An 11,356-nucleotide genomic window follows, 5' to 3' on the forward strand; every position below is an offset into this window, starting at 1 on the left:
TTTTGTTGTCATGAATGGGGCTTCGAGTGCCTCAGCCCCCTTTATAGGGTACTTACATCATTTATGACCATAATTTTGATGACAAAGTATTACTGATAACAAATATTTCTGGGGGCTGAGGCTCTCGAAGCCCCCTTGTGATTTTCTTGTTCACAAAACATTTAAATTCAAAAAACTTAAGTGCTTATCTTGTGTGGATTTTGTGGGCGAAATATTCGTATTAAAAAAATCACGCCTTCTTCATCTTACTTCTGAATTTCTCAATCAAAAAGTAAAACAATAAAAATCCTAATGCAAAAATGGAAAACCTTGATAGAAGGTCTCCGGCTCTTGTATAGAAAGTCATGGTTTCATACAGATTTACTTTGGCGAATAGAGTGGTTTTATCACCGTAGAAGGTATCGGCTACTATTTCTCCTTTGGCATTGATATGCGCTGAAATACCGCTGTTGGCGGCGCGGGCAATTTCTCTTCTGGTTTCAATGGCTCTCAGTTTTGCGTAAGAAAGAAGCTGTTTGTGGCCTTCTGTTACGCCCCACCATGAGTCATTGGTCATGATACCCATAAAATTGGCTCCTTTTTTAACATAATCCGTTGTGAATTCGCCATAGATACTTTCGTAGCAGATGATGGGTGCCATTCTGCCTTTGTTGTAAGGATTGGCAAATGCCTTTCTTTCCTTGTCTATTCCTAAAGAAGCAACAGTTCCGCCCAGGTTAATCATGGCATCACCCAGAAGAGGTTTTAAAACACTCATATAAGGGAATATCTCAACGCCGGGAACCAATTTCCCTTTGTGATAAACCTGAACTTTTTCCTGTGGTGCAATCTGAATAGCGGTATTATAGCTTTCTACCCAAAGATCAGGATTGAGCTGGTAAGCTTCTTTCGGGATGTTTTCCTGATTTTTGTAAAAACGGTGTGATGAAATTCCGGTTGCGAAAACGGCTCCGGGATGTTTCGTTAAAAATCCTTTGATGTTATTTAAAAGTAAACTCTTTTCAAAAGCAGTTTCAGAAATTGAACCTCTTCCGGGAAGGGCTGTTTCAGGAGCGATATAATAATCTATTTTTCCTTTTGAATTGATTTCTGCCAGGCTTAAAAGATCATTTTCAATAGTGAGGCTGTCCTTTGAATACTTTTCGGCATACGGATCAAGATCGGGCTGCAGCATCAGGACATTCACCTGTCCGGAAGGTTTTTCGTTGAAGTTATTGTATTTGACCAGTGAAATAATCATGGGAAGAATGATCAATGCACTTACAATAGATACATTTCTAATCAGGTCTTTTCTTTTTCTTCCGGCTTCCCAGGTTCTTATGGTATAGAAAATTAAAACATTAATGAGCAGGATCCAGAAGCTTCCTCCTGTAGCTCCCAACGTGTCATACCACTGTATTAATTTAGGATAATCCGAAAATACATTTCCTAAGTTTAGCCAGGGCCAGGTCAGTTCCCAGTTCAGATGGAATTTTTCGAAACTCATCCATATGGCAATCAGAAATCCTAATCCCCAGTAAGTTCCCTGTGCATTTTTGTACCAGTGATAGCACTGGAAAACAAGCGAATACAGAAAAGAATTAACAAGGACAGGAAATACTACTGCCATCATAGAGTGGCTTCCATCAGGGTTTTTGGAACCATACAGCCAGCCGGTCGTTACGATATTCCAGACTACAAAACAAAGATAGGAGAGTCCGAAGACCACCCAGCTTTTTCGTTTGTAAGCTGAAAATTTTGATATGCCGTGTTCCATCATCAGAAGCGGAACGAGGGCAATAAATATAAAAAACGGAACTCCGTAAGTAGGCCACGAAACAGACAGCAACATTGCTGAAATGAGCGTAAGTAAAACGTATTTCATTAAATTGATTTAACATACAAATTTAATGTTTTTGAAATGAATAAATTTGCACTTGATGTTAAAGAAATTTTACAAAATTATTATTGTTCCGTATACGCTGTTTTTACTTTATCTCATGTTTTTGGGCATGGGCAGATTCCAGTATGATGATAATCTGATCACGGTAGAACCTGTTTTCTCTACCATAGAATTTATCCACAATACCATTAGTTGGAAAGATATTGTGATCATTGTTTTGGGGAATATTGTTATGTTTATTCCTTTCGGGTTTCTGGGCTGGATCTTTCCTCAGCTTAGAGATTTGAAAATACTGATGTACACTTTTATGGCTTCCATTGTCATCGTTGAAGCGCTTCAGTACTTTACAAGAATGGGCATATTTGAAGTAGATGATATTCTTCTGAATACCTTGGGCGTTTATCTCGGATGGCTGCTTTGTAGATGTATTGAAAAGAAATTTAGCCGTTTAGTTCTTTAGCTCTTTTTTCAGCATTTAAAATTCCGCTTTTTAAAATCTCTTTAAAACTGTTGTCTTCAAAGGTTTTCAAAGCCGCTTCAGTAGTTCCACCCTTGGAAGCTACGTCTTTGATCAGTTCTTCAAGGCTCTTCTCGGAATTGTTGATCAGGTGATAAGCCCCAAGCATCGTTTGCTGGACAAACAGTTTGGACAGATTTTCATCGATACCCATCTCTACGCCGGCTTTAATCATAGCATCTACGATATAGTAAAAGTAAGCAGGCCCACTTCCTGAAAGCGCCGTAACGCCGTCCAGAAGATCTTCATTTTCGAGATATACCGATCTGCCGGTACTGTTTAATAGCCTTTCAATATTGATCAGCTGGCTGAAAGAAATACCTCCTGCAGCGGTATAGCCCGTGATCCCCATTCCCAGAAGGGTAGGAGAGTTCGGCATGGCTCTTACGACAAGGGGATGATTGAGTAATTTCTGGATTTTTTCAATTTTGATTCCGGCCATAATAGAAAGAACCATTTGATTTTCTTTTAATGTAAACTGGAAATTCTGGGTTACATGCTGGAAATCCTGAGGTTTTACGGCGATGATAATAAGATCAGCATCCAATTCCTTCGTTTCTTCAAAAGTAGAAATCTGGGATTTTGGAAACTCTTCGGCTATTTTAGAGATCTTAGACTGACTTCGAGTGATCAGATGAAGATCCTGCGGCTTGATCAGCTCATATTTTAAAAATGATTTTGAAAAGGAAAGGCCCATATTGCCGGCTCCGAGAATAGCTATTTTCATGTTTGTACTTTTTTTTTAGCTAAAATAGTGATTTTGATACAAAAATAAAGCAGCTGTGTAGTACAGCTGCTTATTTTAAATGGGCCTGATTGTCAGATTATTTTTTAATGACTTTTCCGGATTGTACGGTTCCATCATTAAACACAATATTATAAGCATAAACGCCCTGCAGATAATGCGGAGGAAAAGCCCAGACCTGTATTGAATTATCAGATGAAATAGTAGGTTTCATGATCTTCTCTGATCTTCCAGTTGAGTAGTTAACAAGATAAACCTCTGCCTGTGCTCCGTTATAATTTTTAAAGTTGAAAAGCAGTTCGTTGTTATTAACAGTTGCGGTTATTGTTTTTTGTGCTATAGGAGCTGCAAGAGGATTAGTTTTTGCTTTTTTGCCCTGGATAATTCCTCCTGAGACAGAGTAAATAAGCGTGTTGGACCTGTTCCATACTCCATCCGAAATAGCATATCTTGTAAGATGATATTCATCGCTGGAAATAGGAAGTGTATCTATGTATTCAGACATGGTTGTTTCAGTTCCCGAAGATACTCCCCAATAGATAATTTCTCCTATCGAGTCATCCGGATGCACATCAACTGCCCACACATATTTGTAGTTTCCGTCACCTCCTATTGGAGCTGATCCCATTATATGATCTGAGTTGGATGGGTCAAATGATATGATATTGTATTCGATGACAGGCTCTGCTGATACCTGAACGGTGATAATATTGCTTTCACTGTCCGGAACATATAAAGATGCTACATTTCTTCTGTATTGCAGTGTTTGGGTCAAAGGTGCATTTATGGTATAGATTTCATTGGTAGCTCCCGGAATATCTGCCCATGTACCGCCTTCAGTTCTGCTTTGCCACTGAATGGAAAGAGGGTGTCTGCTTCCGCTTTTCAGATAACCTTCAGTGTGTGTTCTCAGTCTGTTGAATACAGGTTTTTGCCCGGCCATAACTTTTTGATCATCGAGAATTCCTTTGTTGCTGTCAAAAGTTTCCACGGTTATTAGATTACCTAATGTTTTCAAATCACCTAATGTGAGTTCATTACTTAAGCTTTCTAATGCGGCGGTAGTTCTTGCGATACGTCTGAATGACTTTCCTGTGGAATTGGATGGAGTGATGTAATTAATGACTGTTGCATTGGGAATATTTTTCCATCCGCTGCTTGTGTATTCCTGCCATTGATAGGTAAATACGTTACCTCCGCCTTTAGGTGTGCTGCCTATAAGGGTTCTGATGGTTGCTGTACCATTATGACTTACACTTTCGGTGATCTTATTTTCTCCTATTCTTACCTGTACGTCTACTTCGTTACTGTAGCCTGTATCTAAATCTGAATTGATAGGTCTCACAGCCCTTCTTAATTTATAATGGTATCTGTTCTCAGAAGCAAGTGGAGCATAATTTTGAGTGTTTATAGTTCCATTAACGATGTTGTACCAGTCGCCTCCAGGGTTCTTTCTTTGCCAGTAATACTTAAACTGTGCATTGTTGGGCACTTTAGCATCAGTTCCGGTAATCACTGATCCCGTCGTTAAATATTCAGTGACCACAGTTCCGGATATCGTATTGTTGTAAATAGGGGTAGTTGGGATTGTTATAACAGGAGCTGTTACAAATGCCAAGGGAAATAAATTGGATGCGACTATTGTAAAACTGCCTCCATAAGTATAGGTCATAAAAAGATTTCCACTGTCCTGCCAATCAATCAAAACATTTGGGTTATTGATGTTTTCAGTTAATACATAATCTACACTTTGGCCTGTACTTGTTGGGAAATTACCGAGTGTGCGCACAAAAACCTGATGATTTGAACCAAGCTTTTTTGCAATTAATTTTACATTGTTTCCCATTTCATTGGGAGAAGAATTTTTTTTGATATTAAAATAAACCTTTAGATTAATAGGGGTATTTTTAGGGATATAGGCTGTAGATGTAAAAACTGTTCCGTTCACCTCAACTTTCTGTATGGTGATTTTGTCCTGAGCTTTATAAAAAGCCAATTGAAATAGTGAAATTACTGTAAATAGTAATTTTAGAGATTTGAGTTTCATTCCGTTTGAATTTTGATGATTATTAAAATAAATGAAGCATAAGAAATTGCTTCATACAATGTAAAAATTAGTCATGCAAAAGTCGCAATAATGCACCCTAAAGCCGTTACAGTATTTCTATATAAAGTTTTTTTTAAAGGTAATGAAGATGTAATTATTTTTATTTAGAATAATTATATTTTATAGTGTAATGCATATTCGAAATTTATGATGTACTAAAATAAATCATAAAGCAGGTATGTTGGAAAATTGATGAATAATTTTTGAGTTTGATGACAAAAAAAAGACAGTCACTGAAAATAACTGTCTTTTATCTATTATAGAATATTCACTTCCCGTTCAAGTTCTATCCCGAACTTCTCCTGTACGGAATGAATGATCTCTGTAGAAAAATCAAAAATTTCTTTTCCCGTAGCATTTCCAGTAGCGTTTACGATAACCAGAGCCTGAAGTTTGTGTGAAGCGGCGTTTCCAATTTGTTTGCCTTTCCATCCGCATTGCTCGATGAGCCACCCGGCAGGGACTTTTACTACATCCCCATTAGGATAACCTGGAATATTTTCAAATTTCTGTTTCAGATCTTCGAATTGTGCCAAAGGAATGGTAGGGTTTTTAAAAAAGCTTCCCGCATTTCCCGTTTCTTTAGGATCCGGCAGTTTGCTCTGTCTGATATGGATCACGGCTTTAGAAACATCCTGAATGGTAGGATGAGTAATTCCTAGATTTTCCAGCTCAGTTTTTATCGCTCCGTATTCCGTTTTAATATGATGATCCTTTTTTGTTAATTTGAAAGTAACCTCTAAAATAACATACTTTCCTTTTCCTTCCTGCTTGAAAATTGAATCCCTGTAACCAAAACGGCACTCCTCAAGATTGAATGTTCTAAGTGCAAGATTTTCAAGGTCTAAAACACTACAGCTGACAAATATATCTTTTATTTCCGTACCGTAAGCTCCGATATTCTGCATCGGTGAAGTGCCCACATTTCCCGGGATCAAAGAAAGGTTTTCCAGTCCGCCATAGTTTTTTTCAAGGCTGTACATCACCAATTCATGCCAGTTTTCTCCTGCTTTTGCCGTTACCAGAACCTCATTGTCATTCAGGTCTTTTTCGTCAATTCCTATTAAGCTGAGCTTAATGGCAAGACCGTCAAAATCTTTAGTCAAAAGAATGTTACTTCCTCCACCCAAAAATAAAATAGATAGATGGTGGTTTTTAGAATAATTGATGGCATCCCTTAACTCTTCAAGGGTTTGTACTTCAATAAAGTATTTTGCATTGACATCAACGCCGAATGTATTGTAGGGCTTTAGGGAAAAATTTTCTTGCATAGGGTTATTGATATTCTGTGGGAAGAAGGAGGTTGAGTTGTTCTTTAAACTGTTTCAGCTGTTTGTAATGAATCGTGTCTGCATAAGAATTAACGTAGATGTGTGACTTTTTCGGAGTTTTGATCTGAAAAGTTTCGTCGATGCCGTCTATAGACTGTTTGCTGGGTGAGCTTTGAATTTCATCAAGATCTTTAACCTTGATGGAAGAGGTCATATTTTTCCAGTTCTGTGGAGTGATCGCTGAATTCCATTCTTTGTGAGTCTGGAGGTCTGCAACGCCCTGTTCTGCGTGGATGGAATCTTTTGTGACTTTAATGATTTTATAATCTCCCCGCTCGCCTCCGATATGGGATAAACTGATGAAGGTGATCTCATTCGGATTCTGAGGAGAAGCAGAGATCTGTTTTTTCTCCTTGTCACAGGAAAAAAATGCCGGCAGCAAAAATAGTGAAAACAGGAGTTTCAGATGATTATTTTTTATTGCCGGCATCATAGATTGTATTTTTATAAGCTGAATTCTTCTCTGTAAGTCTTCAGCGCTTGTTTCAGGATTTCAGCACTTTTCTTAAGATCTTCCTCTTTCAGTACGTAAGCAATTCTTACCTGTTTTTTTCCCAGTTCAGGATCACTGTAGAAACCTCCTGCAGGAGCTACCATGATCGTTTCTTTATTTAGGGAATACTTTTCTAAAAGCCATTGTGCAAATTTCTCAGTATCATCTACCGGAAGTTCCGCGACACAGTAAAATGCTCCTCTTGGTTTAGGGCAGATAACCCCTGGAATAGCATTCAGAAGGTCTACCAAAATATTTCTTCTGTGCGTATATTCTTCTCTTACCGCTCTGATGTAGGCTCCGTCATTCTGGTGTGCTGCTGTAGCTGCGATCTGTCCCAAAAGAACCGGGCTCAGTCTCGCCTGTGCAAAAAGCATAGCCGCATCGTGGATCTTTTTTGAACGGGTTAGCATACATCCGATTCTTACGCCACACATAGAATAACGCTTGGATTCTGAATCGATGATGATACAGTTTTCGCTCAGTTCCGGGAAATCCAGCATAGAAATCTGCTGCTTTCCGTCATACACATATTCTCTGTATACTTCGTCTGAGATCACAACGATATCATATTTTAAAGCAATTTCTGCCAGCTTCTGAAGTTCTTCACGGGTGTAAAGATATCCGGTAGGGTTACCCGGGTTGCAGATAACGATGGCTCTTGTTTTTTCTGTAATTTTTTTCTCAAATTCTTCGATCGGAGGAAGCGCAAAACCTGTGTCAATCGTAGACGGTACCGCTACCACATGTACATTGAATGTGCTGGTAAAACCGTTATAGTTGGCATAGTAAGGCTCAGGAATAATCACCTCGTCGCCGTCATCACATAAAGTCGAAATCGCAAAGTTCAGGGCTTCAGAACCCCCATTGGTAACGATGAAATTATCAGGGGTAAGGTCTGGAAAACCTAAAGTGTGATAATACTCCGTAAGGGCTTTTCTGTATTCTATATTACCTTCAGAAAGTGCATACTCCAATACTTTAAGATCAATATTCTTTAAAGCATTTAAAGCCGTTTCCGGTGTTTCAATATCAGGCTGCCCGATATTAAGGTGATATACTTTTATTCCCTGTTGTTTCGCTTTTAAAGCGTAAGGAACCAGTTTTCTTACCGGCGATGGCGGCATATGCTGTGCTCTGTTTGAAATATTCGGCATTGTTCAAAAAATTTGTATGGCAAAAATAAGATTTAATTTCTCAATAATAAAATAACCTGTTGTTCATTTTGAGTGCTTTTTAATTGTTTTGGAAATCAGCAAATTAAAATTGATGGTTGCCTGTTCTTTTGATGACAAATGGAATTCTTTTTATTTGTGCTTAATACTGGTTATCAATTTGTTGAAAATAATAAGTGTTGGAGATTAATTATAGGTCAAAATGATTAAAATTGTTAAAATAATACATGAAAATGTGAATAAAATATTTGGTTAGAAAGTAAAATTTCTATATAGTGAAATATATCGATATCGTAACATTATTAAGTGATATTTAATTATTTAATAAAAATATCCGTTTTGTATTGTATTTTTTATTAAATTTCAGCGCTAATAAAAAATAATTATGAAAATACATTTACCAATGAGGGTCCTTTCTATTGTGACTCTTTTTGCGGCATCAGCTATGAATGCTCAAAACTATCAGACCATGCCAGTCCAGTCCGGATACACGGCAGATGTTATTGCCAATGATGTAGGTTCTGCCTTATCAAGTACCACAGAAGACGTTGACGGTGTGTCTTTTGCCTTTGTGGCAAGGGATTTTAAACTCACCCCTACAAGTTCGGCACTTACCTACGGACTCCCTGTAAACGGGATCGTAAATTCTGTCGTGGCTTCTACACCCGGATTGAGCTACAAACTGGGAGATCTTTATGGGAATAATTCTCTTAAAATTTCCACCAGTGGGACAAGCGGAACATTATCATTTATCACACCTATTCCTGCTTTTAAAGTATATATGCTTGCTACCGGAGGAAGCGGGCAATGTACCGTGAATGTAACGGTCAACTTTACGGATAACACCACTCAGACGTTTTCAGGAGTATCGATCTCCGACTGGTATGACGGAACAAACTATGCCATCCGTGGGATTGGAAGAATCAACAGAGCGAATAATGTTTTAGAATCGAGTTCTACAAACCCGAGATTGTATCAGTCTTTATTGACACTTGATGCAGCCAATCAGACTAAGCCTATTCAAAGTATCACGGTGACTAAAGTCAGCGGTACAGGAATTGCCAATGTTTTTGCTTTTTCAGCAGATGCTTATACAGACTGTGTAGCTCCTACACTTCAGCCTGTAGGTACGCTTACTTCAAGCTCTGCTCAGGTTTCATGGACGGTACCGGCCACTGTTCAGGCAGTAAGCTATGATGTATATTACAGTACAACCAATACAGCACCTACCGCTGGAACGGTGCCTAATCATCCTGGAGTTACAGGAACTTCCTTTACTATTCCATCTTTATCATCAAGTACGGTTTACTATTATTGGGTAAGAACTAATTGTAGTACAGCAACGGCTCAGAGCGTATGGTCGCAGTCAGGAACATTTACTACTTTATGCGGTACTGTGGTTCCATCGTATACGAATGACTTCAGCACCTTCCCGGGAACATGCTGGACCAGTAATCTTTCCGGAGGTACTCCTGCTACGGGCCCTACAGGGACAAGCAGTCTTTGGGCGTCAGGTGGATTCTTAGGAACTGGATCAGGCGGATCAGCAACAATCAATTTGTATTCTACCAACAGGGTAGGCTGGCTGAAAACACTGCCATTTAATCTCTCTGCAGGTTCTTATAAAGTTAAATTTGATTACGGTGTAGCAGCGTATCTAAGTACTGCTTCTTCGCCAATGGGATCTGATGATGTGGTTCAGTTTGTGGTATCGAATGACGGTGGATCTACCTGGACAGTCTTGCAGACATGGAATGCAGCCAATGCACCTACCAATACATCAACGCCATATTCTTATACCTTAACTGGATACAACAGTGCGAATACTGTATTTGCTTTTTACGCAACAGCTGGAACTGTAAATGATAATCCGGATTACAATTTTTATGTTGACAACTTTACGGTTGAAAATGCTCAGTTGAGTACTTCAGAAGTAAAAGATGGCGTAAAGAAAGCATCGGTTCACCCGAATCCGTTCAAAGATATTCTGCACATTTCAGATACCAGAGAAGTGAAATCTGTAACCGTAGGAGACGCTTCCGGCAGAACAGTGAAAAGCTTTACAGGCGCTGTGAAAGAGCTTGATCTGAGCACGCTGAATACAGGCTTATATTTCGTAACGATTTACTTCAAAGACGGTTCGCAGTCTACTGTGAAAGCGATCAAAAAATAAATTTTTAATGTCAATAAAATTGAGCGGCAGTGCATTTATGTACTGCCGCTTTTTTTGATTCAATTTCAATCAGGATATTGATAAATTTTATTAATTTGGAAGATCATAAAAACTTAACCGAACATGCAAATTCCAGCCGACTCCGTAGCCGATTATATCTCAAAAATTCCTGAAGAAAGACAGGAAGTGTTCAAAAAATTGTTTGATACTGTAAATGACAATCTGCCAAAAGGCTTTCAGGAAGGTGTCAGTTATGGCATGATAGGATGGAATGTTCCTCTGGAAACGTATCCTGCGGGTTATCACTGTACGCCGGGCTCAGCACTGCCTTTTATGGGGTTAGCTTCACAAAAGAATTTCATCGCCTTTTATCATATGGGAATGTACGCCCATCCTGAACTGCTGGACTGGTTTGTTGCAGAATATCCCAAACATTCCAAACGAAAACTGGATATGGGGAAGTCATGTGTCCGTTTCAAAAAACCGGAAGATATTCCTTTTGAGCTCATCGCTGAGGTAAGCAAAAAAATGACAGTGGAAGACTGGATCAGTATTTATGAAAGCCAGCTTAAAAAGTAAAAGAGTCCGTTTCACAAAAGAAACAGACCCTTCACTTACTTCATGACGACTATCATTTCTGAAGACAAATATTTCTGGGGGCTGAGGCTCTCGAAGCCCCCTTTCCCTTAAATTTTTCCTACACAAATATCCACAATCATCTGTGTAAATCTGCGAAATCTGTGGTTAAAAAAAGAATATTTAATTGACCACAAAAGGCACAAAAGTTTTTAAACACTTAAGTTGTTTGAAGTTTATATACTTTTCGAATAGGAAGATCACATAAGTTTACAAAAATTCAAAGAATTTTTGACAGGGTGGTTAAGCAGTAATCTTGAAAAACATAAATAATCCACTTAGAAACATAATCATCCG

Annotated in this window: 9 protein-coding genes; 3 read left to right on the forward strand and 6 right to left on the reverse strand. The window is 38.6% G+C overall.

Features of this window, described 5'->3' with window-relative positions:
• Positions 1–229: 229 nt before the first annotated feature.
• On the reverse strand, positions 230–1,864 hold the full coding sequence (gene lnt, locus BUA72_RS02370; protein WP_072921671.1) for an apolipoprotein N-acyltransferase: 1,635 nt from the start codon (positions 1,862–1,864) through the stop codon (positions 230–232).
• A 55-nt stretch (positions 1,865–1,919) separates the two neighbouring features.
• Between lnt and BUA72_RS02375 the strand changes: the two genes are divergently transcribed.
• On the forward strand, positions 1,920–2,342 hold the full coding sequence (locus BUA72_RS02375) for a VanZ family protein (protein WP_072921672.1): 423 nt from the start codon (positions 1,920–1,922) through the stop codon (positions 2,340–2,342).
• On the opposite strand, the gene proC is transcribed toward BUA72_RS02375, so the two are convergent.
• The 5 genes from proC to BUA72_RS02400 all read right to left on the reverse strand — a co-directional run bounded on the left by proC (position 2,323) and on the right by BUA72_RS02400 (position 8,232).
• On the reverse strand, positions 2,323–3,126 hold the full coding sequence (gene proC / locus BUA72_RS02380; protein WP_047452053.1) for a pyrroline-5-carboxylate reductase: 804 nt from the start codon (positions 3,124–3,126) through the stop codon (positions 2,323–2,325). The two genes, BUA72_RS02375 and proC, sit on opposite strands and share 20 nt — an antisense overlap.
• A gap of 97 nt (positions 3,127–3,223) precedes the next feature.
• Positions 3,224–5,191 carry a hypothetical protein gene (locus BUA72_RS02385; RefSeq protein ID WP_139259485.1) on the reverse strand — a complete coding sequence of 656 codons (1,968 nt, stop codon included), beginning with the start codon at positions 5,189–5,191 and terminating at the stop codon, positions 3,224–3,226.
• 317 nt (positions 5,192–5,508) lie between these two features.
• Complete coding sequence (gene murB, locus BUA72_RS02390) at positions 5,509–6,522, reverse strand: UDP-N-acetylmuramate dehydrogenase (RefSeq protein ID WP_072921674.1); 1,014 nt, start codon at positions 6,520–6,522, stop codon at positions 5,509–5,511.
• Between the two features lie 4 nt (positions 6,523–6,526).
• A complete protein-coding gene (locus BUA72_RS02395) occupies positions 6,527–7,015 on the reverse strand; it encodes a hypothetical protein (RefSeq protein ID WP_228407828.1) in 489 nt (162 codons plus the stop codon).
• Between the two features lie 11 nt (positions 7,016–7,026).
• Positions 7,027–8,232 (reverse strand): pyridoxal phosphate-dependent aminotransferase, encoded by a 1,206-nt coding sequence (locus tag BUA72_RS02400; RefSeq protein ID WP_047452047.1) that lies wholly within the window; start codon positions 8,230–8,232, stop codon positions 7,027–7,029.
• 403 nt (positions 8,233–8,635) lie between these two features.
• On the opposite strand from BUA72_RS02400, the gene BUA72_RS02405 reads away from it, so the two are divergent.
• Positions 8,636–10,423, forward strand: a complete 1,788-nt coding sequence (locus BUA72_RS02405; protein ID WP_083544105.1) for a T9SS type A sorting domain-containing protein — start codon at positions 8,636–8,638, stop codon at positions 10,421–10,423.
• Positions 10,424–10,546: 123 nt separating this feature from the next.
• A complete protein-coding gene (locus BUA72_RS02410; protein ID WP_072921677.1) occupies positions 10,547–11,002 on the forward strand; it encodes a DUF1801 domain-containing protein in 456 nt (151 codons plus the stop codon).
• Positions 11,003–11,356: the final 354 nt, after the last annotated feature.

Origin of the sequence: Chryseobacterium sp. OV279, assembly GCF_900128945.1 — a bacterium.
Taxonomy (GTDB): domain Bacteria; phylum Bacteroidota; class Bacteroidia; order Flavobacteriales; family Weeksellaceae; genus Chryseobacterium.

Coding starts and splice junctions, on each gene's coding strand:
- lnt (WP_072921671.1), bottom strand. CDS start 1,864: ATGAAATACGTTTTACTTACGCTCATTTCAGCAATGTTGCTGTCTGTT.
- BUA72_RS02375 (WP_072921672.1), top strand. CDS start 1,920: ATGTTAAAGAAATTTTACAAAATTATTATTGTTCCGTATACGCTGTTT.
- proC (WP_047452053.1), bottom strand. CDS start 3,126: ATGAAAATAGCTATTCTCGGAGCCGGCAATATGGGCCTTTCCTTTTCA.
- BUA72_RS02385 (WP_139259485.1), bottom strand. CDS start 5,191: ATGAAACTCAAATCTCTAAAATTACTATTTACAGTAATTTCACTATTT.
- murB (WP_072921674.1), bottom strand. CDS start 6,522: ATGCAAGAAAATTTTTCCCTAAAGCCCTACAATACATTCGGCGTTGAT.
- BUA72_RS02395 (WP_228407828.1), bottom strand. CDS start 7,015: ATGATGCCGGCAATAAAAAATAATCATCTGAAACTCCTGTTTTCACTA.
- BUA72_RS02400 (WP_047452047.1), bottom strand. CDS start 8,232: ATGCCGAATATTTCAAACAGAGCACAGCATATGCCGCCATCGCCGGTA.
- BUA72_RS02405 (WP_083544105.1), top strand. CDS start 8,636: ATGAAAATACATTTACCAATGAGGGTCCTTTCTATTGTGACTCTTTTT.
- BUA72_RS02410 (WP_072921677.1), top strand. CDS start 10,547: ATGCAAATTCCAGCCGACTCCGTAGCCGATTATATCTCAAAAATTCCT.